The following is a 25,206-nucleotide window of genomic DNA, read 5'->3' on the forward strand; positions in this document are numbered from 1 at the left end:
TCATCACCCGGTTTGTCCGGGTGATGACGGTGTGGTGGAAACAGGACAGCGCCAAAGTGCAACTGTAGCGCTAAACGCTCTTGTCGATCCCCTCATCGCCGGGCTTGACCGCCTCTTCGGCTGCGCCCTGCGGCTCAGCACTGCGTTTTGGGCCGCCTTTGGAAACCCCGACCATGGCCGGGCGCAGCACGCGTTCGCCGATCGCGTAGCCGGCTTGCATGACCTGGACGACAGTGCCTTCGGGTACGCTCGGATCGGGCACCTCGAACATCGCCTGATGCCGGTGCGGATCGAACTTTTCGCCCTGCGCCTCGATCGGCTTGACCCCGTGCTTTTGCAAAAGCCGTTGCATTTCGCGCTCGGTCATGTCGATCCCTTCGATGAGGGATTTCAATGTGCCTTCGGCATTCTCGCGGTCCTCGGCCGGAACGACCATCAACGCACGCGCCAGATTGTCGGTGGCCACCAGCATGTCGCGGGCAAACCCGGCTATCGCATAGGCGCGGGTATCCCCGACTTCACGCTCAGTGCGCTTGCGCAGATTTTCCATCTCGGCCGCCGTGCGCAGCAGGCGGTCCCGAAGCTCGCCATTTTCCGCTTCGAGCTGGGCGATGCGCTCTTCGGGTGTCGGCTCGGCCTCAACGCCTTCGCTCTTAGGTGCTTCGGCGCCGGTCTCGATCTCGCTTTCAGGCGTCGCGTTTTCGTCACTCATCATAGTGGCGTGTCCCAATTCGGGTTTGGTGATCAAAGGAAATGACTTTTTGTCATCGTGGGATTGTTCGCGAAAAACCGGTTCCCACTTTTTCGCATCCCACTTTGTCCCCGCATATCGGCCAGTGGGCGAAAAATTTCAAGCCCGGGGATGTGCGGGCTAAACGCCGCCCTTCTTGCCGATCAGCCGGGTGAGCACATGCGCGGTATAATCGACGACCGGCACAATGCGTGCATAATTCAATCGCGTCGGGCCGATGACCCCCAGAACGCCTACGACCTTGTCGCTGGCGTCCTTATAGGGCGAGAGCACCACAGAGGAGCCCGAAAGCGAGAAGAGCTTGTTTTCCGAACCGATGAAAATGCGCACCCCCTGTGCGGTTTCGGCGTCGGCCAAAAGCTCCAGGAGCCCCTTCTTGTTCTCGATCTCGTCGAACAATTCGCGCACCCGCGCCAGATCCTCGGACGCCATGGTGTCGTCGATCAAATTCGCGCGGCCCCGCACGATCAGCGTCGGCGCGCTGGTTTCCCTGTCGATCATCGAGGCGAGGCCCTGGTCGACCAGCCGCTGGGCGATTTCGTCGAGTTCGGCGCGCTGTTGTTCGCTCCGCTTGCGGATCGCGTCCTGCGCTTCCTTGAGCGTGCGCCCGGAAATGTAGTGCGCGAGGAAATTGCTCGCCTGGGTCAGGGCGCTTGCGGTCAGCCCCGGCGGCAGGGCGATGATGCGGTTTTCCACTTGCCCGTCCTGCCCAACGAGGATCGCCATGGCGCGTTCGGCGTCGAGCCGGACGAATTCGATATGCTTGAGGACCATGTCGGCTTTCGCCGCGATCACCATGCCCGCGCCGTGGCTCAATCCCGAGAGCATGACGCTCGCTTCGTTGAGGAGATCTTCGACATTCCCCGTGCTGCCGGCGAAATTGCGCGCGATCCGGTCGCGTTCGGCCTCGTCCATGGCGCCGACTTCGAGCATGGCATCGACGAAAAACCGCAAGCCCTGCTGGGTCGGCGCCCGGCCCGCCGAGGTGTGCGGCGCCGCAATAAGTCCCAAATCCTCGAGATCGGCCATCACATTGCGCACCGAAGCCGGCGAAAGCTGGGCGTCGAGCATTTTCGAGATCGCGCGGCTGCCCACGGGCTCGCCCGTTTCGATATAGCGCTCGACGAGGCGCCGGAAAATCTCCTGGCTGCGCGTCGAGAGCGTTTCGAGAAAATCCTGCGATCGGGTCGGAGTGTGCACCATGAGCACCATTTAAGGTGAATCCTGGGGCAAGCCAATAGCCCCGCGCTTGTTCGGGCCCCTGCGAAAGGTTAACCCGGATTTCTCGCACTGGCTGTGCCCTGCGTCGGATTTTGGCGAGTCGCATGCGGGCACGGAGCGAAAAAGCGTATCGGGCATACGGTTTTCTCGCTCCGTGCCTGTAGGCGGCCGCCAAAATCCGACCCGGAGGGCCGCTTGAAAATGGCGACGGGGGCGTCAGAGAGCTTGCACGTATGTCCAATACGCACTGCGCTCTCTTCCTGCCCTGATCGCCATTTTGAAGCGGCGCAGGCCATAGCCAGTGCGAGAAATCCGGGTTAAGAGGCGGTAACCAATCGATCCGGACTAAGACGAACCAAGGGACCTTCAGCATGCGGCCAAGCGGGCGGACACCAGACCAGATGCGGGCAACAACGCTCGAACGCGGCGTCGCGCCGCAGGCCGAAGGCTCCTGCCTTGTCGCCTTCGGACGCACGCGCGTCCTGTGCACCGCGAGCGTCGAGACCGGCGTCCCCTCCTGGCGGCGCGGGCAGGGGCTCGGTTGGGTCACCGCCGAATACGGTATGCTTCCGCGCGCCACCGGCCAGCGCACCCGCCGCGAAGCCGCCGCCGGCAAGCAATCGGGCCGCACCCAGGAAATCCAGCGCCTGATCGGGCGCTCCTTGCGCGCCGTCGTCGACATGGCGGCGCTGGGTGAAAACCAGATCATCCTCGATTGCGACGTGCTCGAAGCCGATGGCGGCACTCGCACCGCCTCGATCACCGGCGCGTTCGTCGCGCTCAGCGAAGCCGTCGGCTGGATGAGACACCGTGAACTTTTGAAGGGCGATCCGATCCGCGACCACGTCGCGGCGATCTCCTGCGGCGTCTATCGCGGTACGCCCGTGCTTGATCTCGACTATCTCGAGGATAGCGAAGCGGAAACCGACGCCAATTTCGTTCTGACAGGCGCGGGCAAATTCGTCGAGGTTCAGGGCACCGCCGAGGGGGAACCCTTTTCCGCCGACGACCTGGCCGCGCTGATCGGCCTTGCGCAGAAGGGCATCGGCGAACTTGTCGACCTGCAGAAGTCGGTTCTGGGGGAAGACTGAATTATGGGCGCTTGGCCGAAACTTGTGCGCGGCGACACCCTCGTTCTCGCCACCCATAACCAGGGCAAACTCTCCGAATTCCGCGATCTTTTGAAAGATTTCGGGCTCCAAATCACCTCGGCGGGCGAACTGGGCCTGCCCGAGCCCGAGGAAACCGGCACGACCTTCGTCGAAAACGCGCGATTGAAGGCTCACGCCGCGGCAAGGGCGACAGGCAAGATCGCGCTTTCGGATGATTCGGGGATTTCCGTTGATGCGCTCGACGGTGCGCCGGGCGTCTATACCGCCGACTGGGCCGGCGTGCCACGCGACTTTTCCCGCGCCATGCAAAGGGTCGAGGACGAACTCCAAAAGCGCGGCGCCACCGCGCCGGAGCAACGCCGCGCCGCCTTCAACGCCACCTTCTGCCTCGCCCATCCCGATGGCAGGGACGTGATTTTCACCGGCATTGCTCCGGGCACGTTGGTCTGGCCGCCGCGCGGGGACAACGGGCATGGCTACGATCCGATGTTCCTCCCTGATGGAGAGACCCGAACCTTCGGGGAGATGAGCGCTGAGGAAAAACACGCATGGGCGCCGGGCAAGCCGGGTCTTTCGCACCGCGCCCGCGCATTTGCGAAATTTGTCGAGGATATTCTTTGACCGCCAATTCGGACTTCGGGGTCTATATCCACTGGCCGTTCTGCGCGGCCAAATGCCCCTATTGCGACTTCAATTCCCACGTCCATCGCGGTGCATTCGACGAAACCTCGTTCGTTAACGCCTACGCCAAGGAGATCGCCGCCACCGCCGCGCGCGCACCGGACCGGCTCGTCCGGTCGATCTTTTTCGGCGGCGGCACGCCCTCGCTGATGCACCCCGCCTCGGTCGAAGCGATCCTCAATGCGGTTGCGAAGCACTGGCAGATTGCCGACGACGCGGAAATCACGCTCGAAGCCAACCCCACCTCGGTTGAGGCCGAGCGGTTCCGCGGCTATCGCGCCGCGGGCGTCAACCGCGTCTCCCTGGGCGTTCAGTCGCTGCGCCCCGAACCGCTGGCGCGGCTGGGACGCCTCCATACGGTGGAGGACGCGGTGGCCGCCGTCCGGCTCGCGCAGGACATCTTCCCGCGCTCGAGCTTCGACATCATCTATGCCCGCCCCGAACAGACCCTGGGGGAATGGGAAGAGGAATTGACCGATGCGCTCGCGCTCTCGGCGGGACACCTCTCGCTCTACCAGCTCACGATCGAGCAAGGCACGCGCTACTATGATCTCTTTCACGCCGGCAAACTGAAAATGCCGTCGGAGGATTTATCCGCCGACATGTTCGAGATGACCCAGGAGCTGACCGCATCCTACGGCCTGCCGGCGTATGAAATTTCCAACCACGCCCGCCCCGGCCAGGAAAGCCGGCACAACCTCACCTATTGGCGCTATGGCGAATATGCCGGCATCGGCCCGGGCGCGCATGGCCGGCTTCTGATCAATGGCGCGCGTCACGCCACCGCAGCGGAGAAAATGCCGTTCGCATGGTGGGAAAAGGTGATGGAAAAGGGTGATGGGCTCGAGGTGGACGACCTTTTGACCTGGGACGAGGAAGGCGACGAATACCTCGTCATGGGCCTGCGCCTGCGCGAGGGCATCGACCCGAGCCGTTACGCGGCGCTGGCGCGGCGCCAGCTTGCCGCCGGTCAGATCGATTATTTGAAGGATATCGGATTTATCGAGACGCTGCCCAATGGAAGGCTGCGCGTCACCGACAAGGGCTGGCCCGTGCTCGACGCGGTGGTGGCGGATTTAGCAGCCTAATTCGAAACCAAACTCGCCCCCACGGGCGGAATCACATTTCCGCCCCCCGAAGGCCGCGCCGTCTGCGCGGGCACGCCGCCGAGCCGTACCGGATCGAGCACCTGCGCCCGGCCCTGCAGGATTTGCTTGATGACGAGCCCATATTCCGCCCGTCCATCGGGCAGGAACCGGAACGGCCCGTCGCGCCCCGTAAACCCCGAAAGCCGCGTCAGAACGCCGTTCGCATAGCGCGGCTGGGTCAGGACGAGCGCGTCGTTGCCAGCCAGAAGTACCGCCGTATAGGCGAGCGTTGCGAAGGGATGCGGCGCGCCGCCGAACCGGGTCTGGTATTCGCGCGCGAGCATCGCCAGCCCGTTGGGGTCGACCGCCGGATAAATCGCGCCAGAGAGGTAGGGCTGGTTGAGGATGGCGTTATCGCCCTCCCAATCCGCCGATCCGATGATGACGATCCGGTCGCGCCGGACCCCTGCCGCTTCGAGCAGGATGCCAAAGCTCGGCGCTGTAGCGCGGTCGGGCAAAAAGAGCGTATCGATCTGTCCGGCCTTCAAAAGCGGCACGAGCGCTTCAATCGCCCGCCGTCCGCTTGCCTCGTCGGCGAACATTTCCACCCCGCGCACGGTAAGGTTCAATTCCCGCGTTGCCGCCTCGAACGCCGCGCGCTGCAACTGCCCATAGGCGTTATCGGGAATGAGCGCGGCAATCGCCTGCGCGCCCTGCGCGCGCGCAAATCCGATGGACCGCATCACCTCGACCTCGGGCATCACGTTCAAAAGATAGACGCCGGGTTCGGCCACCGCCGAGGTGTTGGAAAACCCGATGAGCGGAATGTCCGCACTCTTGGCGACCGCACCGGCCGCCGCAACCGAATCGGCGAGCAGAGGCCCGAGGATGAGGCTCGCCTTCTCGCTCACCGCCGCCTGCGCCGCCGCCCGCGCGCCAGAAGCAGTCCCGCCCGTATCCTTGATGACGAGCTGGATATTACCCCCGGCGATCTCCATCGCCATACGCGATGCCGCAGCCATCGACCCGCCGACCGTGCTTGCGCTGCCGGTCAACGGCAACAGCACCGCCACCCGCACCGGCCCCGACCCCACGATATCCCCGCGCGCCGGCGGCAGCGGTGCGGCGGTTACGGGTGCCCCACTGGAGGGCATTGGCAATCCAGTGTTGGCGGGGAAGCCGAAATCGGCGGTTGGCGAGCACGCGGCAACAACCGCAAGCGCGCAGAACCCAAGAAGGAATCTCAAAGCCCTGCGCATGTGGTCCGCCCTTATGGTGATTCGCCCGATCCGGTGAGGATGCGATTCTATACAAACCTGCCGGCAATGCTAAAAGGCTTTGACCGACCCGCTTGGAGCGCTTTGCGATTTGCTTGACGCAAATCCGCGCTCTAACTTTTTGTCTTGTCGCGTTTCCGAACCGAAAAAGTGGTTTCCATTTTTTCTGGAAACGCTTTAGGAGCCGCCCGTGTCCGACACCGGAAAAGATTACGCCATCGGCGCGCACCGCTACGTCCCCGAGCGACCGGCGCCGGGGCTCTACCTCGTTGCGACGCCGATCGGGAATTTGAGGGATATCACCATTCGCGCATTGGATATCCTCGCGGGCGCGGACCTGATCCTGTGCGAAGACACCCGCCACACCGCCCGGCTCTGCGACGCCTACGGCATCAAGACCCCGCGCACCGCCCTTCACGAGCACAACGAACGCGCCCGCATCGAGGGCATTCTCAAGCGCCTCGAAGAAGGTGCTGTCATCGCGCTCGTTTCGGACGCGGGCACGCCACTCCTTTCCGATCCGGGCTTCCCCCTCGTCCGCGCGGCGCGCGAGGCGCAGCTACCGGTCTTTCCCATTCCCGGCGCCTCGGCGCTGCTTGCGGCATTGACCGGCGCGGGGCTCCCTACGGACGCTTTCTCCTTCATCGGCTTCCTGCCCGCCAAGACCGGCCAGCGCAAGAACGCCCTCGCCCCGCTCGCGATCCGCACCGAGACGCTTGTTTTTTACGAATCGCCCCGCCGTATCGCCGATGCGCTTGCGGACATGACCGAGATCTTCGGCCCAGACCGCCCTGCCGTCGTTGCCATGGAGCTCACGAAACGCTTCGAGCGCTTCGCCTCGGGCACGATCAAGGACCTCGCGCAAGATTTCGCCGCCGACGCGCCCAAAGGGGAAGCCGTCATCCTCGTCGGCGGCGGTGACGGCACCGCGCCGGCACTTGAGGGCGACTGGCAGGAGGACCTCGCCGCGCTCATGTCCGAAAAGCCCCTGCGCGCCGCTGTTGACGAGATCGCGCAAAAATTCGGGCTCCGCCGCAAGGAGGTCTATAATGCCGCCCTTGGCCTCAAAGCCGAAAAATAGCCGACGGCAAGCTGCCGAACGGCGCGGGCGGCGCGGTGAATTCCTCGCCGAGATGTTCCTGCGCGCCAAATTCTACAAGATCCTCTACCGCCGTTACAAAACCCCCTTGGGCGAAATCGATCTCATCGCCCGGCGCGGGCGCACGATCGTCTTTGTCGAGGTCAAGCAGCGGGCGAGCGCGGAGACGTACGGCGAGGCGATGGAGGCGGTCAACACCCGCCGCATCTCCCGCGCCGCAGGCTGGTTCGAAGCCCGCCACCCGCGCTATGCGGGCTTCGATTACCGCTTCGACGTGATTTTTCTTGCGCCGGGCCGCTGGCCGTCCCATCTCTCAAACGCATTCTTTGCCGACTGATTTTCATTATTGTGTCGCGCTTCCGAACCGAAAAAGTCTATCAACTTTTTCTGGAAGCGCTTTAGCCGGAGCCCTTTATGCCCCTTTCCGTTGCCGTCCAGATGGACCCCATCGACGCCATCAACCCGCTTGGCGATTCGAGCTTTGCGCTCATGCTCGAAGCGCAGGCGCGCGGCCATACGCTTTTTTATTATACCCCCTCTTCGCTCGCCCAGCGCGGCGATACCGTCACCGCCCGCGTGCACCGGGTCACGGTCGATGACAAGGAAAAGGGCCTGCATTTCACGCTCGAAGAGTGGAAGAAGACCGATCTGTCCACCTTCGACGTGGTGCTGCTGCGTCAGGACCCGCCGTTCGACATGAACTACATCACGACAACCCACATGCTCGAGCGCATCCACCCCAAAACGCTGGTGGTCAATCACCCCGGCGAAGTGCGCAACGCGCCGGAAAAAATCCTCGTCACCCAATTTCCCGAGTTGATGCCCGATACGCTCATCACCCGTGACCGCGAGGAAATCCGCGCCTTCCGCGAGGAGTTCGGCGACATTATCGTCAAGCCGCTCTTCGGCAATGGCGGCGCGGGGGTTTTCCGCGTTCAGCCGGGCGACGAGAACCTTGCCTCGCTGCTGGAACTGTTCGAAGCCAATTTCCGCGAGCCGTTCATGATCCAGCGCTATCTGCCGGAGGTGAGGAAGGGCGACAAGCGCATCATCCTCGTCGACGGCGAGCCGATCGCAGCGCTTAATCGCATCCCAGCCGAGGGCGAGGCACGCTCGAATATGCACGTGGGCGGGCGTCCCGAGCTTTCGGAATTGACCGACCGCGAGCGCGAAATCTGTGCGGTGATCGGCCCAGAGCTTAAAAGGCGCGACCTGATCTTCGTCGGCATCGACGTGATCGGCGGGTACCTCACCGAAATCAACGTCACCTCCCCAACCGGTATCCGCGAAGTCAAACGCTTCGGCGGGCCGGATATCGCCGTGCTCGTGTGGGACGCGATCGAAAAGCGGCGGTGATGGCGGTGGCTAGTGGTGGTGCACAGAGATTATGACGGGTTGCGCGGCTTCGCCTTTCCTCCGCCGTCATCCTCGCGCTTGACGCGAGGACCCGCAAGCTCTGAGCAGCCCGAGCAGGAGTTGGGAGCTTTGAGCTTGCGCGGTGCGCCCGACTTCTGCCGGGGACGCGGCGGCCCAGCGGGTCCTCGCGTCAAGCGCGAGGATGACGGCGGAGTGGGGGATAGCGACGGTGCCAACCTGTCATAATCACTGTGCAGAACCACTAGAGCCCTTGGAGGTCCAATGCCGCAATGCAGGCGTCGGACGTATAGGGCAATTCCCCGCCGCTTTCGAAGTCGGTGACAACGCGCTCGTCATAGAGTGCGACGATGCCCTCGACGTCTTCGGATGGAATTTCGGCGGCCATGAGCGTTTCCGCGGCCTTTTCGACGAGCATCTGGCTGGCGGCGAAGTAATTGCCGGCCTCGGTCTCGTTCTCGGTCGCGACGCCCAACAGGTGGAGGGCCGAGGAGCACCAGAGGAGCATATCGGCCTCTTGGGGCAGTGTATCCGTGTCCTGCGCAACCGAGGGTCCGGCAAACGCCGTGGCAAGAAGCAGAAAGAGAGCGCCGAAGCGGCGGAGAGGCAGGAGCATGGCCAATCCTTTGTTTATAGCTTTCGTTTATCGCGCTTTCGAACCGAAAAAGTCGACCAACTTTTTCTGAAAGCGCTCCGGTTTTGCCGTTAGGAGGGCCATCCTTACGGAAAATCGTGCCCAAAAGCCATGTTTTGCCGCAAATGACACAAAAAGCGGCGGCATTGCGTTCCCACGCTTGAAGGGGAAAGGGCACCTCCTTATATAGCCAGCCAAGCCCGCCAAACGGGCAAAACGAACCAACGCATCCCCAGAGGGGTCCGGTCCCGCCGCCAGGACGCGATGCCGCAGTTAAAAGGGCGCATCTGAGGCGTAGGGAAAGAAACCAGTACGGGCTCGCTCGAAGAAAGAGGCAGATGAATGGGAAAAGTAATCGGTATCGACCTCGGCACGACGAATTCGTGCGTCGCCGTGATGGACGGCAAAAACCCCAAAGTGATCGAGAATGCCGAAGGCGCGCGGACCACGCCCTCTATGGTTGCATTCTCCAATGATGGCGAACGTCTGGTCGGCCAGCCGGCCAAACGCCAGGCCGTCACCAACCCCGAAGGCACGCTATTTGCCGTCAAGCGCCTGATCGGGCGCCGGTACGACGACAAGACGGTCGAAAAGGACAAGGGCCTCGTCCCCTACAAGATCGTCAAGGGCGACAATGGCGACGCCTGGGTGGAATATGACGGCAAGAAGTCTTCGCCGTCGGAAATCTCGGCGATGATCCTCACCAAGATGAAGGAAACCGCCGAATCCTACCTCGGCGAACCTGTCACGCAGGCCGTCATCACGGTTCCCGCCTACTTCAACGATTCCCAGCGCCAGGCCACCAAGGACGCCGGCAAGATTGCCGGGCTCGAAGTCCTGCGCATCATCAACGAACCGACCGCCGCCGCGCTCGCCTATGGGCTCGAAAAGCGCGAGTCCGGCACGATTGCCGTTTACGACCTTGGCGGTGGCACGTTCGACATCTCGATCCTCGAAATCGGCGACGGCGTGTTCGAGGTGAAGTCCACCAATGGCGACACCTTCCTTGGCGGTGAAGACTTCGACATGCGTCTGGTCGATTACCTCGCCGACGAGTTCAAGAAGGAACAGGGCATCGACCTCAGGGGCGACAAGCTGGCGCTGCAGCGGCTCAAGGAAGCCGCCGAAAAGGCCAAGATCGAGCTTTCGAGCGCCTCGCAGACCGAAGTCAACCTGCCGTTCATCACGGCGGACGCCTCTGGCCCCAAGCACCTGCAATTGAAGCTGTCGCGGTCGAAATTCGAGAGCCTCGTCGAGGATCTCATCAAGCGCACTGTCGAGCCGGTCAAGGCTGCGCTGAAGGATGCCGGCATCCGCGCTGGCGAAATCGACGAAATCGTGCTCGTGGGCGGCATGACCCGCATGCCCAAGGTGCAGGAGACGGTCAAGGAGTTCTTCGGCAAGGAGCCGCATAAGGGTGTGAACCCGGACGAAGTCGTCGCGCTCGGCGCCGCGATCCAGGCCGGCGTCTTGCAGGGCGACGTCAAGGACGTGCTGCTCCTGGACGTAACCCCGCTTTCGCTCGGCATCGAAACGCTGGGCGGCGTGTTTACGCGCCTTATCGACCGCAACACCACGATCCCGACCAAGAAGTCCCAGGTCTTCTCGACCGCCGAGGACAATCAGTCGGCGGTGACCATCCGGGTTTTCCAGGGTGAGCGCGAGATGGCCGCGGACAACAAGATGCTCGGCCAGTTCGACCTCGTGGGCATCCCGTCCGCACCGCGCGGCGTGCCGCAGATCGAGGTGACCTTCGACATCGACGCCAACGGCATCGTCAACGTTTCGGCGAAGGACAAGGGCACCGGCAAGGAGCAGCAGATCCGCATCCAGGCATCGGGCGGTCTTTCGGACGAAGACATCGAAAAGATGGTCAAGGACGCCGAAGCCAATGCCGAGGCCGACAAGAAGCGCCGCGAGCTTGTCGAGGCCAAGAACCAGGCCGAAAGCCTCATCCACTCGACCGAAAAGTCGCTTTCCGAACACGGCGACAAGGTGAGCGAAGAGGTCAAGTCCGAGATCGAGACGGCGATCGCCGATGCGAAATCCGCGCTTGAGGGCGAGGATGCCGAGGCGATTTCGGAAAAGACCAATGCGCTCGCGCAGGCGTCCATGAAGCTCGGCGAAGCCATGTACAAGGCCCAGCAGGACGAAGCCGCGCAATCGGATGCGCAGGCGGACGCCAATGAGGACGACGTCGTCGACGCCGACTTCGAAGAAGTCAAGGATGACGACGACGACGAAAACAAGAAGTCGGCGTAAGAGCCATGATCCGGTCCGTTTCACGTGAATCAGGGCCGGCACAAATAGCGCCCGGGTCGAAAGATCCGGGCGTTCGCACTTGCTCTTTCAGGAAACGCCGCCAATATCTTGGGCAGCAGACCCGGCGGGCCGCCTCAGTTCCGGACGCGCAGAGCGGCCAGATACATAATCACTTGGCACGAGAAATGACCGCGACACAGCTTTTCCCGTTCCGTGCCCCAAAAAAGAGGGGCATATAAATGTCCGCAAAGGCCGATTTCTACGACGTTCTGGGCGTTACGCGCAGTTGTGACGAAAAGGCGCTCAAATCCGCCTATCGCAAGCTCGCCATGCAGTATCACCCGGACCGTAATCCCGGTGACAGCGACGCGGAGCACAAGTTCAAGGAAATCTCCGAAGCCTACGACACGCTCAAGGACCCGCAAAAGCGGGCTGCCTATGACCGGTTCGGCCACGCGGCCTTCAACGGCCATGGCGGCGGGCACAGCGGGTTCGGGCCGGATTTCTCGTCTTCTATGTCCGATATCTTCGAGGATATTTTCGGGGAATTCATGGGTGGCGCGGCGCGGCAACGCCAGCGCGACGCGCGCATGCGCGGATCGGACCTTCGCTACAATCTCGAAATCACGCTCGAGGACGCCTTCACCGGCACGACGGTGGATATCGACGTGCCCTCGATGAGCCAGTGCGAAACCTGCGAGGGCTCGGGCGCCAAGCCGGGGACGGGGTTTTCGACCTGCCGGATGTGCAATGGCCGCGGCAAGGTGCGCGCGGCGCAAGGGTTCTTCACCATCGAACGCGCCTGCCCGCAATGCCAGGGCCGGGGCGAGACGATGGACCAGCCGTGCACGGACTGCTCGGGCCAGGGCCGCAAGCAAACCAGCCGGACGCTTTCGGTCGATATTCCCAAGGGCATCGAAGAGGGTACGCGCATCCGGCTTGGCGGCGAGGGCGAAGCGGGCCTGCGTGGCGGGCCTTCGGGCGACCTCTACATCTTCGTTTCCATCAAGCCGCATCAATTGTTCCAGCGCGACGGCGCGGACCTTTTCGCCAAGGTGCCGATCTCGATGATCACAGCGGCCTTGGGCGGTGAGTTCGAGGTGCCAACGCTCGAAGGCACGCGCGCCAAGGTTAAGGTCAACGAAGGCACGCAACCGGGTCAGCGCGTGCGCCTCAAGGGCAAGGGCATGCCGGTTCTGCGCTCCCAGCAGGTGGGCGATCTTTACGTTCAGCTCGACGTCGAAACGCCCCAGGGGCTGACCAGGCGCCAGCGCGAGTTGCTCGAAGAGTTCGAGCGCGAATCGGACCATTCGACATCGCCGGCGTCCGAAGGGTTCTTCGACAGGCTCAAGAAAATGTTCGAGGCCTAGAGGCTTCGGACACGACTACCGATCAAGCGCCCTCCCGCATACGGAGGGCGTTTTGTTTTGCGAAACATCGCGTTCGCCCCCGCACCCTTGTTCTTGCCCCGTTGCTGCGTTCTTAATGGCGGCGCCCAATCAATTTCAAAGACCTGAGGATTTCCTGCCATGCCCACAGCCCTCACCCTTTCAGGCTCCATCCGCACCGGCTCAATCAACCAAAAGCTACAGATGGCCATGGGGGAACGATTACGCACCGCGGGGGTCGAGGTGAATGCGATAACGCTCAAAGATTTCGACATGCCGATCTTCAACGAAGACCTCGAGCCCGACAACGTGCCCGAGGCCGCAGGCCGGCTGGCCGAACTCTTTCGCACCCACGACATCGTCTTTATCGCATGCCCGGAATATAATGGCGGCGTGCCGCCCCTGATGGTCAACACCATCGCCTGGCTCTCGCGGCAAAAGCCTTCGCCGTTCCGCCACGCGATCTTCGGGATCGGCGGGGTCTCTTCAGGGAAATACGGGACGATCTGGGCGCAGTCGCACCTGCGCGATTCACTTTCAAAAATCGGCGCTCTTGTGGTGCCGACGCTGCTGGGCATCGGCCCGGACGAAAGCGCGATCGGGCCGGAGGGGGAGATTCTCGAAACGGCAATCGAGAAGAAGATGGAGCAGATGGTGAAGGAGCTCACACATTTTTCGCGGGGCGGGATTTAGCAGGGCAATCGCTTGAAGGGACGTCTCCTGCCTGGATGAAGGTATGCTCCGGCTCCGGCTCCGGCGCCTCCACTTCCCCACCGCTGCCCCCGACTTGATCGGGGCCCCATCAGCGTTTGAGGCCCTAACCCATGCCACGCGCACGATTTCCCTTCTCCCCTTGAGGGAGAAGGAAAGCCGTGCCCGGGATAAGGATTAGGGCCTCAAACGGAGATGTGTGAATGTCGTAGGATCAAGTCGGGGGCGGCGAGGGGTGGTGGAGAGGCGTCTCTTCAAGCGATTGCCCTGGGGATTTAGCCCGAAGTCTTGCGCAAACCCGCCAAACATGGCATCGAGCCGCAACACCATTCAGACATCGGGGAGAAAGCCATGGCCGGGACGCTGATCGTCGGGCTGGACGTTTCCACGCGCGGGGAAGCCGAAGACCTCATCGCCAAGCTCGGCGATACGGTGGACGTCTTCAAGATCGGCTATCAGCTCTTTTATGGCGGCGACGGGCTCACCGTGGGACGCGAGCTGATCAAAGCCGGCAAGAAGGTTTTCTTCGATCTCAAGCTTCTCGACATCGACAACACGGTGGCCAAGGGCGTTGCGGCGATTGCCGAAACCGGCGCGCATATGCTCACCGTCCACGCCTATCCCAAGGCCATGGCGGCTGCGGTCGAAGCGGCAAAGGGCAGCGATCTGTGCCTTCTGGGCGTTACCGTCCTCACCTCGATGGACCAGGGCGATCTCGAAGATGCCGGGTACGGCGCTTCGGTTTCCAACCTTGTCGAGCGCCGCGCGGGCCAGGCGCGGGAGGCGGGGATGGGCGGGCTCGTCGCGTCAGCCTTCGAGGCCGGGCGCATCCGTGCAATCGTGGGACCGGACATGGCCATCGTCACGCCGGGCATCCGGCCCGCCGGGTCCGCCGCAGGCGATCAGAAACGCATCATGACGCCGGCGGACGCGCTCAGGGCCGGTGCGAGCCATCTCGTCGTCGCGCGCCCGATCATCGCGGCGCCCGACCCCAAGGCAGCCGCGCGCGGCATCCTCGACGAAATGGCAGCGGTCTGATTTGCCAAACGCACGCGCACTGGCTAAAGACCGGATGAACGAAGGGCGAGGGCAATCATGACGCTTAAGATCGGCATTGTGGGCGCGGGCGGGCGCATGGGGCAGGCCAATATCAAGGCCGTCGCCGCGCATAACGACCTCACCCTCGCCGCGGCCATCGGCCGCGCGGGCACGGGGGCCGTCGGCAAGGATGCGGGCGTTCTTGCCGGGCTCGAACCGTTGGGGGTCACGATTGGTGACGATCTTCCCGCGCTGCTCGAGCGAGTCGATGCGGTTCTCGATTTCACCGCACCGGCGCTGAGTGTCGAGATCGCCGGACGCGCGGCGGAAAAGGGGCTCATCCATATCATCGGGACGACGGGCTGTTCGGCGCAAGACGATGCGGCCATCGCAAAGGCTGCCGAGGCTGGCGCGCGGATCGTTAAATCGGGCAATATGAGCCTCGGGGTCAATCTCCTCGCTGCGCTCGTCAAAAAGGCCGCCGCAGCGCTCGATGAGGATTTCGATATCGAAGTGCTCGAAATGCATCACCGCCACAAGGTCGATGCGCCGTCGGGCACGGCCTTGCTTCTGGGTGAAGCGGCGGCCGAAGGGCGCGGGATCGCCCTTGCTTCTCATTCGGTGCGCGTGCGCGACGGGCATACGGGCCCGCGTGAAAGCGGGTCCATCGGCTTTGCCACGCTCAGGGGCGGTGGGATCATCGGAGAACACTCGGTGCTCTTTTCCTCAATGGCGGAAACCATCACGCTTTCGCATTCGGCGCGCGACCGGTCGCTTTTCGCCGATGGTGCCGTGCGCGCGGCGCTCTGGGCCGCCGACAAGCCCAAGGGTCTCTATTCCATGGCCGACGTGCTCGGCCTTAACGACTAAAAAGGACAATTGCAGACATGACCGGCACGCTGATCCTCGTTCGCCACGGCCAGAGCGAATGGAATTTGAAGAACCTCTTCACCGGCTGGCGCAATCCCGGCCTCACCGAACAGGGCATCGCCGAAGCCCGCGCGGCGGGCAAGGCCCTCAAGGCCAAAGGGTATAAGCCGGACGCCTATTACACCTCGGCGCTCGTGCGCGCCCAGCGCACGCTGGACCTCATCCTTGAGGAAATGGGAATCGAGAACCTCACCATCGTGCGCAACCAGGCTCTCAACGAGCGCGACTATGGCGACCTCGCCGGGCTCAACAAGGACGACGCGCGCGAAAAATGGGGTGAGGAGCAGGTGCATATCTGGCGCCGGTCCTATGACGTGCCGCCGCCGGGCGGCGAGAGCCTCAAGGATACGGCGGCCCGCGTGCTGCCCTATTACGAAGCAGAGATCCTGCCGCGTCTGAAGGCGGGGGAAACCGTTCTCATCGCGGCGCACGGCAACTCGCTACGCGCGCTCGTCATGGTCATCGAAGGGCTGGACGAAGAGGCGATCCTGAAGCGCGAAATCGCCACCGGCGCGCCGATCGTTTATACGATCGATGCGGACGGCAAAAGGGTTTCGACCGAAGAGCTTTTAAGCGCCTGAGACAAGCCCGGCTTCCCAGCCCATGATGGCGCGCTTGCGTACGAGGCCCCAGTGGTAGCCGGTCAGTTTCCCGTCCGAGCCGATGACGCGGTGACACGGAACGACGAAGGAAATCGGGTTGCGCCCCACGGCGCGGCCCACCGCGCGGGCCGCCGAGGGCCGGCCGAGCGATTTGGCGATGGCGCCGTAAGTCGAAGCGCCGCCGGTGGGGATCTTTAAAAGCGTCTCCCAGACCTTCACCTCGAAATCCGAACCGATCATCACGAGCCGCACCGGGCGCTCGGGATCCCATCGGTTGGGATCGAAAATCCGCGCCGCGACCGGGGCGACCGCCGCGTCGTCGCGCCGGTATTCCGCATTGGGCCAGCGGCTAGCAAGATCCTCGAACGCGTAATCCTCCTTGCCCGGATCGGCAAAAGATATCCCCGCCACGCCGTATTGGGTCATCATGATGACGGCAAGACCGAAGGGGGAGGGTGCATAGCCCCAGGTGAATTCGAGGCCTGCACCCCTGGCACGGTAGATGCCCGGCGGAACGGCGTCATAGGTGACGAAGAGGTCGTGAAGGCGTGAGGGGGCGGAAAGCCCGACTTCGTAGGTCGTATCGAGCACGCTCATGTTCTCGCGTAAAAGCTTGCGCGCCTGATTGAGGGCGACGGCCTGGGCGAAGCTCTTGGGCGTCAAGCCGCACCAGCGGCGGAAAAGGTCGACAAGCTGGCGTTCGCTCATCGAAAGCGCGTGGGCAAGTCCGGCGATATCGACCTCCTCCCGGCCAGGGACCGAGAGATATTCGATGGCTTTCGAGATCGTCCCGTAGGCGTCCGGCTGGCGCTCCAATTGGGGCTCGGCGAGGAAAGCAGGTGCAGACATGGGTTCGTAATCGCGTTGCAATTGAGGTCCTGCCTTCACATTAGTGGCCGAAGGTTGGGTGAGCGACCCGATTTTGACGTCTGGTTAGCGTTTGGCCCGGCTCAGCGCCGCGCCGAAGCTTTCAGCAAAGATCGCCTTGTCATCGGGCGTCAGGAATTTCCCGATCTCGGTGTGCCGGCCGCGGGTGACGAGCCGCAAGGCGGTAACCCGATCCTCGCCGTCGCGATCGACGGACAGTTGTACAAAGAAGGGGTTGAACGAACGAAACGTTTCCTTGCCCTTTTTCGTCACGTGCCGAACATCGAGCGCGTCGGGCCAGAGCGTTACTTCCTCATAGGCGTCCGCATCCCTGAGCGAGGCGCTCATCGCCCAATAGAGCGCGAGCACATCGAGCCCCAAAAACCCGACGACCGGCCACGCGCCCATGGCGTAGAAGGTGATACCGGGAATCGAAGCCAGACACGCGGCAAGCGCTATGACCCAGCGAATGGCGCGCTTGTCCATGGCGCGGTGCGGGGTCAAAAGCGCGGCATAAAGCGGTGCGGTACTTGGGGCGTCGCTCACGAGGCAAAGCCGTTTGTCAGATGATCATGGCTTATCTATTGGTATTAAACGCACAAAAATCAATTCAACAAAGAGTTCCCTTCGCCTTGGTCAAAGCCCTCACCAAATCCGAAATCGAAGCCATGTTCGCCGCCTTTGCCGCACACGATCCCGAACCGCAGGGGGAGCTCGAATATGTCAATCTCTTCACCCTGCTGGTCGCGGTCGTCCTTTCGGCGCAGGCGACCGATGTGGGCGTGAACAAGGCTACGCGGCCTTTGTTCAAGATCGCGGACACGCCAGAGAAAATGGTGGCGCTCGGGGAAGAGGGGATCAGGGACTATATCAAGACCATCGGGCTTTACCGCAACAAGGCAAAGAACGTCTACGCGTTGAGCCAGGCGCTCATTGAAAAGCACGACAGCCAGGTCCCCGATAGCCGCGCGGCGCTCGAAGCCTTGCCGGGGGTGGGGCGAAAGACGGCGAATGTCGTACTCAATATCGGGTTCGGCCAGCCCACCATCGCGGTTGATACGCACCTCTTCCGTGTGGGTAACCGCACTATGCTCGCGCCGGGCAAAACGCCGCTCGAGGTGGAGAAAAAGCTCGAAAAGCGGGTGCCGGCGAAATATCTCCTTAACGCGCATCACTGGCTCATCCTGCATGGGCGCTATATCTGCAAGGCGCGCAAACCGGCCTGCGACCGCTGCATCATCGCGAAGTGGTGCCGCTATCCGGCCAAAACCGCGTGAGAGAGTTGAAAGACCCGGCGCGATGCCGTAAGCGGGACGGCCAACGGCCTTTTTTCGTCCAATAATTGCGGAGCGCTGATGACGACCCGGTTCGACGCCCTGACCATCGGCAATGCCATTGTCGACGTGATCGCCCCAGTCGATGACAGATTTTTGATCGACGAGGGCATGCGCAAATCGATCATGCATCTTGTCGATGCCGAGCGATCCGCCGAGCTTTTTGAGAAAATGCCCTCGGTCAAACAGATGATCCCTGGCGGATCGGCGGCCAATACCGCTGCCGGTGTCGCCGCGCTCGGGGGCCGGGCGGCGTTCGTGGGCAAAGTTTCGGACGATGAACTGGGGAAGGTCTTTGCCGCGGACTTTTCCGACAAGGGCATCCATTTCGAAACGCCGTATTTGACCGACGGGACAGCCACCGCGCGCTCGATGATCTTTTTGACCCAAGACGGCGAGCGCACGATGAACACCTATCTGGGTGCCTCCCAGCAGTTGAGCGAAGCGGACATTTTCGAAGAAACCATCGGGTCCGCCGCGATCACCTATATGGAGGGGTATCTCTGGGATCCCCCGCTCGCCAAAAAAGCGTTCGTCCGGGCCGCGCACTACGCGCACAAGGCCGAGCGCGCCGCGGCGATCACACTTTCCGACCCATTCTGCGTCAATCGGTATCGCGAAGAATTCCTCGACCTCATCCGGTCCAAGACGATGGATTACGTCTTCGCCAATATCGAGGAACTAAAGGCACTCTACGAGACCGACGACTTCCAGGCCGCCGTCCTGCAGATCGCGGAAGACGCGGAAGTCGCCGCGATCACCATGGGACCGCGCGGTGCGATGGCGATCGCGCATGGCGAGGTCGTCTCGGTGCCGGCCTTCCCGGTTGAGAGCGTCGTCGACGTCACCGGTGCGGGCGACCTTTTCGCCTCGGGCTTCCTGCTGGCGATGGCGCGCGGGCAGGAGATGAACGAAGCGCTGCGGCTGGGCTGCCTTGCGGCCTCGGAGATCATCTCGCATGTGGGCGCGCGGCCCGTTGCCGATCTCAAGGAGATGGCGCGGGGCGAGGGAATCGCGGTTTAGTGTCCCGTCGCAGTGATTATGAGTGGTTGGCGCACCTGTTTGAGGCCCAGTCCTTGCCACACGCACGGCTTCCCTTCTCCCCTTGAGGGAGAAGGTGGGCCTCGCGAAGCGAGGGTCGGATGAGGGGTGCGCGCCGCAGCAAAGCTCGGCTTTTGTGCTGTTCGCAGCGCCGCAGGCACCCCTCATCCGACCGCTTCGCGGCCACCTTCTCCCTCAAGGGGAGAAGGGAAACCGTGCGTGTGACCCGGCACGGCGCGCCACCGACACCCGCGTGAACCCGTCATAATCTCTGCGACGCGACAAAACAACCGCTAGACCTTCCTCAGCGCCACCTGGTGGATGGCGTGGTCGCGACCTTTTTCAAGAATGAGGTCCGCACGCCCGCGTGTCGGCAGAATATTTTCGCGCAGGTTCGCGAGGTTGATCGACCGCCAGATGTCCTTGGCGGTCGAAACCGCTTCGTCCTCGGTCAGCTCGGCAAAGCGGCGGAAGAAGCTCTTGGGGTCGCGGAAGGCGGTTTGGCGCAGCTTCATGAACCGCTCGACATACCAGTCCTCGAGCACCTCCTCTTCAGCATCGATATAAATCGAAAAATCGATGAAATCCGACGCGAAGACGATGGGCTTGCCGGTTTTGGGCAATTCGCCGGGCTGAAGGATGTTGAGGCCCTCGACGATGAGGATGTCGGGCTTTTCGATCCAGATGCGCTCATCGGGGAGCACGTCGTAAACGAGGTGCGAATAGGTCGGCGCGGAAACCGAAGGTTCCCCCGATTTGATCCGGGCGAGGAAGTTGACGAAGGCAGCCCGGTCGTAGCTTTCGGGAAAGCCCTTGCGCTCCATCAGTCCGCGGTCCTTGAGAACCGCGTTGGGATGGAGGAAGCCATCGGTGGTGACGAGGTCGACCTTGGGCGAGGACGGCCAGCGGCGCAGGAGCGCGCGCAGGATGCGGGCAGTGGTCGATTTGCCGACCGCCACCGAGCCGGCGACGCCTATGACGAAGGGCACCTTGGCGCCGTTATGCCCCAGAAATCGCGTGGAGGCGATGTGCACGGCCTGGACCGCTTCGACATAGAACGAGAGCAGGCGCGTTAGCGGCAGATAGACCTCTTCGGCCTCAGCGAGGCTGATCGGGTCGTTGAGCGCGCGCAGGTGATCGACGTCCTCGGCATCGAGCGTCATGGGCTCGTCGGCGCGCAGCCTCGCCCATTCGGCCATCGAGAAGGTGAGATAGGGGGCGTAGTCGAGCTTATGCGCGCCCATTATTCGGCAGAGCCCCGCGCCGCCTTTTCTTCGAGCCCGGATTGGGCCGTGCGGCGTTCGAGTTCGGTCATGACATCGGACAGGGGGACACCTTCGGCGCGCAGCAGCACGAGCCAGTGATAAATCAAATCGGCGCTTTCCTTGACGAGCTCTGCCTTGTCGTGCGCCATCGCGGCGATGACGGTTTCGACGGCCTCTTCGCCGAGCTTCTGCGCGCATTTGGCGGTGCCGCGCGCGATCAACTTTGCGGTGTACGAGTCCTCGGGCGAAGCGGCGGTGCGCTCGGCCAGCCGCGCATCGAGTGCGTCAAGGGTCATTGGCATCGGATCTCCCCCAAGAAGGACAGAAGTTTTGTTTGTCACGTTTTCGAACCGACCCGAAAGGCCGCGCAAGCGAAAAAGTCTGTCACCTTTTTCTGAAAACGCTCTAATCACGACGCATGGCGATGCCGGCTTCTGCCATATAGGCCTTGGCCTCGCCAATGGTATAGGTGCCGAAGTGGAAAATCGAGGCCGCGAGAACGGCGCTGGCGTGGCCGTCGCGAATGCCCTCGACCAAATGATCGAGCGTGCCGACGCCGCCCGAGGCGATGACGGGGACATCCACCGCGTCGGCGATGGTGCGGGTCAGTTCGATATCGAAACCGGATTTGGTACCGTCGCGGTCCATCGAGGTGACGAGGAGTTCGCCAGCCCCCCGCGCGACCGCCTGGACGGCGAAATCCACCGCATCGATACCGGTGGGCTGGCGGCCGCCATGGGTGAAGATTTCCCACTCGCTCTTGTTATCGCCGCCCACCGCGCGGGTCATGCGCCGCTTGGCGTCGACCGACACGACGATGCACTGATCGCCGAACTTGTCCGCCGCGCGGGCGACGAAATCGAGATCGCGCACCGCGGCGGAATTGATCGAGACCTTGTCGGCGCCCGAGAGGAGCAATTTGCGGATGTCCTCGTTCGTGCGTACGCCACCGCCGACGGTCACGGGCATGAAGCAGTGCTCGGCGGTGCGGGCGACAACGTCGAAGATCGTGTCGCGGCCTTCGTGGGAGGCGGCGATGTCGAGGAAGCACAATTCGTCCGCGCCGGCGGCATCATAGGCGATGGCGGCTTCGACAGGATCGCCGGCATCTTTCAAATCGACGAAGTTGACGCCCTTGACGACACGGCCGTCCTTAACGTCGAGACAGGGAATTATACGCGCCTTCAGTGTCATCGGACGGCCGCTCCATCTTCACCTTTTGCTGTCCTCGCGGCTGCGCCGCTGCGGGCAAGCGGGCCGTCCTTGACGTCGAGACAGGGAATTATCCGGGCTTTGAGTGTCACTGCGCCTCCTTACGCTTCCGGCGCGAATATTGGAAGAGGTGAAGGATGAGCGCACCGAGCCAGGTGAGGATCGCCAGAAATCCCATGGGCAGGGTGACGAGCATGAACCAGCCCATCACGAACATGCCGTAGATCATCGGTCCCCAATCGGTGCCGCCGATCGGGCAGGGGTGGACATCACCCTCGTTGAGGGCGCAGCCATTCGCCTCGGCGATGCGGGCCGCGATATAGGCCGAGCCGGCAGGCGCGAGGGCGAAAAAGAGGATGACCGCGAGGATGATGGCATAGAGCAGCCACGGGAAGCGTCGTTTCGTGGCCGTTCCCCTGGGCGCGGTCATCTACGCCGCGCCCCGCAAAAGCGCGAGTGCTTCACGTGAATCAATGCGCCCATCATAAAGCGCACGGCCGGAAATCGCGCCTTCGAGGATCTGCGCGTCGGCGCGGGTCATGCGCAGGATGTCGTCCATCGACGCGAGGCCTCCCGACGCGATGACGGGGATGGAGGTGGCGTTGGCGAGTTCGAGCGTCGCCTCCCAATTGATGCCCTTCAAAACCCCGTCGCGGTCGATGTCGGTATAAATGATCGCAGAAACGCCAGCGCCTTCGAAACGCTTGGCAAGCTCGATGGCGGAGAGCTCGGACGTCTCGGCCCAGCCCTCGACGGCAACCTTGCCGCCGCGCGCGTCGATGCCCACGGCGACCTGGCCGGGGAAGGCGCGGCAGGCGTTCTTGACGAGTTCCGGATCGCGTACCGCGACCGTACCCAGGATCACGCGGGCGAGGCCCTTGTCGAGCCAGGCGTCGATATGCTCGAGCGTGCGGATGCCGCCGCCCAACTGGACGGGGAAATCCACCGCCTCAAGGATGGCCTCGACCGCCTTGCCGTTGACGCTCTCGCCGGCGAAGGCGCCGTTCAAATCGACCACGTGGAGGTATTCGAACCCCTGGGTTTCGAAGGTCGCGGCCTGCGCGGCCGGGTCGTCGTTGAAAACCGTGGCCTCATTCATATCGCCGAGCTTCAAACGGACGCACTGGCCATCCTTCAAATCGATGGCGGGGAAAAGGATCATGGAGAAATCACCGGCTTGTCGCCGGCGGGACCTTCGGCCTCGTCGATCCGGCGGTAGGAAAAGACCTTGTCGTCATGCACTTCGATCTGGGCGGCATTGTCCGCCGCGTCGGCGACGTGCCCTTGTGCGTCGAGCCAATCGATATGCTGATAGAGCCGCACGGTCAGCCCGTCGACTTCGATGGATTTAATGGTGATGCGCATGGGTTCGGCATCGAACCATTCGGCGGCCACGTCATGGCCGGTACCCACGCCATCCGGACCGTAAAAGGCAATCGCGGCATGGCTCAGGTCCAAAAAACGCGCCTTGTCACGATCGGAAATGGCGTCGCACCAGGCGCGGACGATCGCTTCGGGATCGGTCATCACGGCCTCCAGTTCAGGAAGTTGGCGATAAGGGCCAGACCCAGCGTCTGGCTCTTCTCTGGATGAAACTGCGTGCCAAAGATGTTGTTCCGGCCCACCGCCGCGGTGATCGGGCCGCCATAATCGGCGGTCGCGATCCGGTCCTCGGGGTTTTCGACCGCGAAATGGTAGGAGTGGACGAAATAGGCGTGCAGGCCATCTTCACCCGTTGCGATGCCGTCGAAAAGCGGGTGTTCGCGGGTAAGCGTGAGTGTATTCCAGCCCATATGCGGCACCTTGAGCGTCGGATCGTTGGGCAGGATTTTCTCTACCGCACCGGCGATCCAGTCGAGGCCCGAGGTCTCGATTTTCTCGCGGCCGACGCTCGCGAGCAATTGCATGCCCACACAAATGCCGAGAAACGGGACGCCGCGGCCCAGCACGCGCTCGTCGAGCACGTCGATCATGCCAGAGACCGCCTTCAACCCAGCCATGCAGTCAGCGAAGGCGCCGACGCCGGGCAGGACGATGCGGTCGGCCTTGCGCACGGCGTCAGCGTCGTCGGTGACGACAACATCGATGCCGGAGCCTTCCGCCGCCCGGGCGAAAGCCTTTTGTGCCGATTTGAGATTGCCCGCGCCATAATCGATGATCGCGACCGTGCCGCTCATGCGCGCGCTCCGTATAGTCTTCTGAGCCAGATGGTTTCAGCGCTTTCGAGGCTTGTGGCGCTCACTTCGCCATGGGCCAGCCAGCCGCGCCGCGTGAACCCGTTTTCACGAATCTGCGGCGCGGCGAAGCCGATCCAGAGTGCGAAGACGGTGTAAAGCCCCGCCGCCGTCTCGAAGCCGAGCGCAAGCGCGAGCGGGTCGAAGGCGAGGATGGCAAGGATCCAGGCAAGAAGAACGACCCAGGCGCGATAGAGCAGCGCCCAGACCGGTGTGAGCAGAAACGCTGCCCAGCTAAAGCCCTGCCTCACGGCCTCGATGGCTTCGGGACCGTCGTCGGGTTTGGAATAAATCGCAAAAAGGGTCATCAGCATGATGTCCTTTTTGGCGTGCCCGGCCTTTATCGTCAGAGCACGCCCTTGGTCGAAGGCACCGCGTCTTTGGCGCGCGGATCGATTTCAATGGCCTGCCGCAGCGCGCGGGCCAACGCCTTGAAGAGGCTCTCGGCGATATGATGGTTGTTGTCGCCGTAAAAGCATTCCGCGTGCAGCGTGATCCCGGCATTGGTCGCGAAGGCCTGGAAGAATTCGCGGACCAGCTCGGTATCGAAGGCGCCGATCTTGGGGCTCGTGAACGCCACCCGCCAGACAAGGAATGCCCGGCCCGAAACGTCGAGTGCGACGCGGGAGAGCGTACCGTCCATCGGCAGATCGGATGACGCGTATCGGGCGATGCCCATTTTGTCGCCGAGCGCCTTCTTGACCGCCTGGCCGAGCGCGATGCCGACATCCTCGACCGTGTGGTGATCGTCGATATGAAGGTCGCCCTTGGCTCTGACAGTCATGTCGATGAGGCTGTGGCGGGCGAGCTGGTCGAGCATATGGTCGAAAAAACCGACCCCGGTCGCGATTTCGTGCGTGCCGGTCCCATCGAGATTGAGCTCGACTGCAATATCGGTTTCGTTGGTCTTGCGCTCAAGGCTAGCGGTCCGCATGACCCTATTGCCCTCCGGGGATTGACGAGTGTTCCTCTAACAGGTTGTGCCTGCAACGCAAAGCCCCCTGGCAATTCCAACCGGGCGTTTATCCTGCATACCGCGCTCTGCGTGGCACGATAAGCTGGCGCACAGGGGCTCATCGAGATGT

29 protein-coding genes are annotated in these 25,206 nt (G+C 62.8%); 14 read left to right on the forward strand and 15 right to left on the reverse strand.

Annotated features, from left to right (window positions below):
* Positions 1–70 precede the first annotated feature (70 nt).
* Positions 71–715: a nucleotide exchange factor GrpE gene (gene grpE / locus LG281_RS11705; RefSeq protein WP_404400862.1), complete on the reverse strand. Its 645-nt coding sequence runs from the start codon at positions 713–715 to the stop codon at positions 71–73.
* Between the two features lie 156 nt (positions 716–871).
* Complete coding sequence (gene hrcA / locus LG281_RS11710) at positions 872–1,954, reverse strand: heat-inducible transcriptional repressor HrcA (RefSeq protein WP_404406721.1); 1,083 nt, start codon at positions 1,952–1,954, stop codon at positions 872–874.
* 389 nt (positions 1,955–2,343) lie between these two features.
* Here hrcA and rph point away from each other — a divergent pair, with 389 nt between their 5' ends.
* From rph to hemW, 3 genes are read left to right on the forward strand one after another with little or no spacing between them, the layout of a single operon-like run.
* Positions 2,344–3,063: a ribonuclease PH gene (gene rph, locus LG281_RS11715; RefSeq protein WP_404400864.1), complete on the forward strand. Its 720-nt coding sequence runs from the start codon at positions 2,344–2,346 to the stop codon at positions 3,061–3,063.
* A 3-nt stretch (positions 3,064–3,066) separates the two neighbouring features.
* Positions 3,067–3,705: an RdgB/HAM1 family non-canonical purine NTP pyrophosphatase gene (rdgB, locus tag LG281_RS11720; RefSeq protein ID WP_404400866.1), complete on the forward strand. Its 639-nt coding sequence runs from the start codon at positions 3,067–3,069 to the stop codon at positions 3,703–3,705.
* Positions 3,702–4,853 carry a radical SAM family heme chaperone HemW gene (gene hemW, locus LG281_RS11725; protein WP_404400868.1) on the forward strand — a complete coding sequence of 384 codons (1,152 nt, stop codon included), beginning with the start codon at positions 3,702–3,704 and terminating at the stop codon, positions 4,851–4,853. Before rdgB ends, hemW begins: the two co-directional genes overlap by 4 nt.
* On the opposite strand, the gene LG281_RS11730 is transcribed toward hemW, so the two are convergent.
* Positions 4,850–6,112 carry a penicillin-binding protein activator gene (locus LG281_RS11730; protein ID WP_404400870.1) on the reverse strand — a complete coding sequence of 421 codons (1,263 nt, stop codon included), beginning with the start codon at positions 6,110–6,112 and terminating at the stop codon, positions 4,850–4,852. The genes hemW and LG281_RS11730 overlap by 4 nt on opposite strands.
* Positions 6,113–6,320: 208 nt before the next feature.
* Between LG281_RS11730 and rsmI the strand changes: the two genes are divergently transcribed.
* The 3 genes from rsmI (at position 6,321) to gshB (ending at position 8,585) form a co-directional block, all read left to right on the forward strand.
* Positions 6,321–7,211 carry a 16S rRNA (cytidine(1402)-2'-O)-methyltransferase gene (gene rsmI / locus LG281_RS11735; RefSeq protein ID WP_404400872.1) on the forward strand — a complete coding sequence of 297 codons (891 nt, stop codon included), beginning with the start codon at positions 6,321–6,323 and terminating at the stop codon, positions 7,209–7,211.
* A complete protein-coding gene (locus tag LG281_RS11740) occupies positions 7,180–7,566 on the forward strand; it encodes a YraN family protein (RefSeq protein WP_404400874.1) in 387 nt (128 codons plus the stop codon). Before rsmI ends, LG281_RS11740 begins: the two co-directional genes overlap by 32 nt.
* A 77-nt stretch (positions 7,567–7,643) precedes the next feature.
* The gene (gene gshB, locus LG281_RS11745; RefSeq protein WP_404400876.1) at positions 7,644–8,585 is read left to right on the forward strand and encodes a glutathione synthase; all 942 of its coding nucleotides are present in this window, start codon (positions 7,644–7,646) and stop codon (positions 8,583–8,585) included.
* A 262-nt stretch (positions 8,586–8,847) separates the two neighbouring features.
* Here gshB and LG281_RS11750 read toward each other — a convergent pair whose 3' ends face one another.
* A complete protein-coding gene (locus LG281_RS11750; protein ID WP_404400878.1) occupies positions 8,848–9,219 on the reverse strand; it encodes a hypothetical protein in 372 nt (123 codons plus the stop codon).
* A 360-nt stretch (positions 9,220–9,579) separates the two neighbouring features.
* Between LG281_RS11750 and dnaK the strand changes: the two genes are divergently transcribed.
* From dnaK to LG281_RS11780, 6 genes are all read left to right on the forward strand, one after another.
* On the forward strand, positions 9,580–11,499 hold the full coding sequence (gene dnaK / locus LG281_RS11755) for a molecular chaperone DnaK (RefSeq protein ID WP_404400880.1): 1,920 nt from the start codon (positions 9,580–9,582) through the stop codon (positions 11,497–11,499).
* A 239-nt stretch (positions 11,500–11,738) separates the two neighbouring features.
* Positions 11,739–12,869 (forward strand): molecular chaperone DnaJ, encoded by a 1,131-nt coding sequence (gene dnaJ / locus LG281_RS11760; RefSeq protein ID WP_404400882.1) that lies wholly within the window; start codon positions 11,739–11,741, stop codon positions 12,867–12,869.
* Positions 12,870–13,028: 159 nt separating this feature from the next.
* On the forward strand, positions 13,029–13,580 hold the full coding sequence (locus LG281_RS11765) for an NADPH-dependent FMN reductase (protein WP_404400884.1): 552 nt from the start codon (positions 13,029–13,031) through the stop codon (positions 13,578–13,580).
* Positions 13,581–13,949: 369 nt separating this feature from the next.
* The gene (gene pyrF, locus LG281_RS11770) at positions 13,950–14,636 is read left to right on the forward strand and encodes an orotidine-5'-phosphate decarboxylase (RefSeq protein WP_404400886.1); all 687 of its coding nucleotides are present in this window, start codon (positions 13,950–13,952) and stop codon (positions 14,634–14,636) included.
* Between the two features lie 57 nt (positions 14,637–14,693).
* Entirely contained in the window at positions 14,694–15,506 is an 813-nt protein-coding gene (gene dapB / locus LG281_RS11775; protein ID WP_404400888.1) for a 4-hydroxy-tetrahydrodipicolinate reductase, read from the forward strand.
* 17 nt (positions 15,507–15,523) lie between these two features.
* Entirely contained in the window at positions 15,524–16,147 is a 624-nt protein-coding gene (locus LG281_RS11780; RefSeq protein ID WP_404400890.1) for a 2,3-bisphosphoglycerate-dependent phosphoglycerate mutase, read from the forward strand.
* Here the strand turns inward: LG281_RS11780 and LG281_RS11785 are convergent.
* A complete protein-coding gene (locus LG281_RS11785; RefSeq protein ID WP_404400892.1) occupies positions 16,136–17,017 on the reverse strand; it encodes a methylated-DNA--[protein]-cysteine S-methyltransferase in 882 nt (293 codons plus the stop codon). The genes LG281_RS11780 and LG281_RS11785 overlap by 12 nt on opposite strands.
* Before the next feature lie 84 nt (positions 17,018–17,101).
* Positions 17,102–17,581: a DUF2244 domain-containing protein gene (locus LG281_RS11790; protein WP_404400894.1), complete on the reverse strand. Its 480-nt coding sequence runs from the start codon at positions 17,579–17,581 to the stop codon at positions 17,102–17,104.
* A 20-nt stretch (positions 17,582–17,601) separates the two neighbouring features.
* Between LG281_RS11790 and nth the strand changes: the two genes are divergently transcribed.
* Both nth and LG281_RS11800 read left to right on the forward strand, forming a co-directional pair.
* Positions 17,602–18,312 carry an endonuclease III gene (gene nth, locus LG281_RS11795; RefSeq protein ID WP_404400896.1) on the forward strand — a complete coding sequence of 237 codons (711 nt, stop codon included), beginning with the start codon at positions 17,602–17,604 and terminating at the stop codon, positions 18,310–18,312.
* 78 nt (positions 18,313–18,390) lie between these two features.
* Complete coding sequence (locus LG281_RS11800; protein WP_404400898.1) at positions 18,391–19,392, forward strand: adenosine kinase; 1,002 nt, start codon at positions 18,391–18,393, stop codon at positions 19,390–19,392.
* A 311-nt stretch (positions 19,393–19,703) separates the two neighbouring features.
* Here LG281_RS11800 and coaA read toward each other — a convergent pair whose 3' ends face one another.
* From coaA to hisB, 9 genes are all read right to left on the reverse strand, one after another.
* A complete protein-coding gene (gene coaA / locus LG281_RS11805) occupies positions 19,704–20,654 on the reverse strand; it encodes a type I pantothenate kinase (RefSeq protein WP_404400900.1) in 951 nt (316 codons plus the stop codon).
* Positions 20,654–20,971, reverse strand: a complete 318-nt coding sequence (locus LG281_RS11810) for a phosphoribosyl-ATP diphosphatase (RefSeq protein WP_404400902.1) — start codon at positions 20,969–20,971, stop codon at positions 20,654–20,656. The genes coaA and LG281_RS11810 overlap by 1 nt, the downstream gene beginning before the upstream one ends.
* A gap of 109 nt (positions 20,972–21,080) precedes the next feature.
* Positions 21,081–21,869, reverse strand: coding sequence for an imidazole glycerol phosphate synthase subunit HisF (hisF, locus tag LG281_RS11815; protein ID WP_404400904.1), 789 nt, complete (start codon positions 21,867–21,869; stop codon positions 21,081–21,083).
* A gap of 106 nt (positions 21,870–21,975) precedes the next feature.
* A complete protein-coding gene (locus tag LG281_RS11820; protein WP_404400906.1) occupies positions 21,976–22,317 on the reverse strand; it encodes a hypothetical protein in 342 nt (113 codons plus the stop codon).
* A complete protein-coding gene (gene hisA, locus LG281_RS11825; RefSeq protein WP_404400908.1) occupies positions 22,318–23,049 on the reverse strand; it encodes a 1-(5-phosphoribosyl)-5-[(5-phosphoribosylamino)methylideneamino]imidazole-4-carboxamide isomerase in 732 nt (243 codons plus the stop codon). It lies immediately after the preceding gene.
* Positions 23,046–23,414: a hypothetical protein gene (locus LG281_RS11830; protein ID WP_404400910.1), complete on the reverse strand. Its 369-nt coding sequence runs from the start codon at positions 23,412–23,414 to the stop codon at positions 23,046–23,048. The genes hisA and LG281_RS11830 overlap by 4 nt, the downstream gene beginning before the upstream one ends.
* The gene (hisH, locus tag LG281_RS11835) at positions 23,414–24,064 is read right to left on the reverse strand and encodes an imidazole glycerol phosphate synthase subunit HisH (protein ID WP_404400912.1); all 651 of its coding nucleotides are present in this window, start codon (positions 24,062–24,064) and stop codon (positions 23,414–23,416) included. The genes LG281_RS11830 and hisH overlap by 1 nt, the downstream gene beginning before the upstream one ends.
* Positions 24,061–24,429, reverse strand: a complete 369-nt coding sequence (locus LG281_RS11840) for a DUF2628 domain-containing protein (RefSeq protein ID WP_404400914.1) — start codon at positions 24,427–24,429, stop codon at positions 24,061–24,063. Before LG281_RS11840 ends, hisH begins: the two co-directional genes overlap by 4 nt.
* 38 nt (positions 24,430–24,467) lie before the next feature.
* Complete coding sequence (gene hisB / locus LG281_RS11845; RefSeq protein WP_404400916.1) at positions 24,468–25,055, reverse strand: imidazoleglycerol-phosphate dehydratase HisB; 588 nt, start codon at positions 25,053–25,055, stop codon at positions 24,468–24,470.
* Positions 25,056–25,206: the final 151 nt, after the last annotated feature.

The organism is Pelagibacterium halotolerans (assembly GCF_044811015.1).
Lineage (GTDB): Bacteria > Pseudomonadota > Alphaproteobacteria > Rhizobiales > Devosiaceae > Pelagibacterium > Pelagibacterium halotolerans_A.

Excerpts from the sequence above, each read along its gene's own strand:
- LG281_RS11810 (WP_404400902.1), bottom strand. The coding sequence starts at position 20,971 with ATGACCCTTGACGCACTCGATGCGCGGCTGGCCGAGCGCACCGCCGCT.
- LG281_RS11830 (WP_404400910.1), bottom strand. The coding sequence starts at position 23,414 with ATGACCGATCCCGAAGCGATCGTCCGCGCCTGGTGCGACGCCATTTCC.
- dnaJ (WP_404400882.1), top strand. The coding sequence starts at position 11,739 with ATGTCCGCAAAGGCCGATTTCTACGACGTTCTGGGCGTTACGCGCAGT.
- hisH (WP_404400912.1), bottom strand. The coding sequence starts at position 24,064 with ATGAGCGGCACGGTCGCGATCATCGATTATGGCGCGGGCAATCTCAAA.
- dnaK (WP_404400880.1), top strand. The coding sequence starts at position 9,580 with ATGGGAAAAGTAATCGGTATCGACCTCGGCACGACGAATTCGTGCGTC.
- hisA (WP_404400908.1), bottom strand. The coding sequence starts at position 23,049 with ATGATCCTTTTCCCCGCCATCGATTTGAAGGATGGCCAGTGCGTCCGT.
- nth (WP_404400896.1), top strand. The coding sequence starts at position 17,602 with ATGATCATGGCTTATCTATTGGTATTAAACGCACAAAAATCAATTCAA.
- hisF (WP_404400904.1), bottom strand. The coding sequence starts at position 21,869 with ATGACACTGAAGGCGCGTATAATTCCCTGTCTCGACGTTAAGGACGGC.
- LG281_RS11740 (WP_404400874.1), top strand. The coding sequence starts at position 7,180 with ATGCCGCCCTTGGCCTCAAAGCCGAAAAATAGCCGACGGCAAGCTGCC.
- LG281_RS11750 (WP_404400878.1), bottom strand. The coding sequence starts at position 9,219 with ATGCTCCTGCCTCTCCGCCGCTTCGGCGCTCTCTTTCTGCTTCTTGCC.
- LG281_RS11785 (WP_404400892.1), bottom strand. The coding sequence starts at position 17,017 with ATGTCTGCACCTGCTTTCCTCGCCGAGCCCCAATTGGAGCGCCAGCCG.
- grpE (WP_404400862.1), bottom strand. The coding sequence starts at position 715 with ATGATGAGTGACGAAAACGCGACGCCTGAAAGCGAGATCGAGACCGGC.
- hrcA (WP_404406721.1), bottom strand. The coding sequence starts at position 1,954 with ATGGTGCACACTCCGACCCGATCGCAGGATTTTCTCGAAACGCTCTCG.
- LG281_RS11730 (WP_404400870.1), bottom strand. The coding sequence starts at position 6,112 with ATGCGCAGGGCTTTGAGATTCCTTCTTGGGTTCTGCGCGCTTGCGGTT.
- dapB (WP_404400888.1), top strand. The coding sequence starts at position 14,694 with ATGACGCTTAAGATCGGCATTGTGGGCGCGGGCGGGCGCATGGGGCAG.
- pyrF (WP_404400886.1), top strand. The coding sequence starts at position 13,950 with ATGGCCGGGACGCTGATCGTCGGGCTGGACGTTTCCACGCGCGGGGAA.
- hisB (WP_404400916.1), bottom strand. The coding sequence starts at position 25,055 with ATGCGGACCGCTAGCCTTGAGCGCAAGACCAACGAAACCGATATTGCA.
- LG281_RS11780 (WP_404400890.1), top strand. The coding sequence starts at position 15,524 with ATGACCGGCACGCTGATCCTCGTTCGCCACGGCCAGAGCGAATGGAAT.
- LG281_RS11765 (WP_404400884.1), top strand. The coding sequence starts at position 13,029 with ATGCCCACAGCCCTCACCCTTTCAGGCTCCATCCGCACCGGCTCAATC.
- LG281_RS11820 (WP_404400906.1), bottom strand. The coding sequence starts at position 22,317 with ATGACCGCGCCCAGGGGAACGGCCACGAAACGACGCTTCCCGTGGCTG.
- LG281_RS11800 (WP_404400898.1), top strand. The coding sequence starts at position 18,391 with ATGACGACCCGGTTCGACGCCCTGACCATCGGCAATGCCATTGTCGAC.
- gshB (WP_404400876.1), top strand. The coding sequence starts at position 7,644 with ATGCCCCTTTCCGTTGCCGTCCAGATGGACCCCATCGACGCCATCAAC.
- rph (WP_404400864.1), top strand. The coding sequence starts at position 2,344 with ATGCGGCCAAGCGGGCGGACACCAGACCAGATGCGGGCAACAACGCTC.
- rdgB (WP_404400866.1), top strand. The coding sequence starts at position 3,067 with ATGGGCGCTTGGCCGAAACTTGTGCGCGGCGACACCCTCGTTCTCGCC.
- coaA (WP_404400900.1), bottom strand. The coding sequence starts at position 20,654 with ATGGGCGCGCATAAGCTCGACTACGCCCCCTATCTCACCTTCTCGATG.
- LG281_RS11840 (WP_404400914.1), bottom strand. The coding sequence starts at position 24,429 with ATGACCCTTTTTGCGATTTATTCCAAACCCGACGACGGTCCCGAAGCC.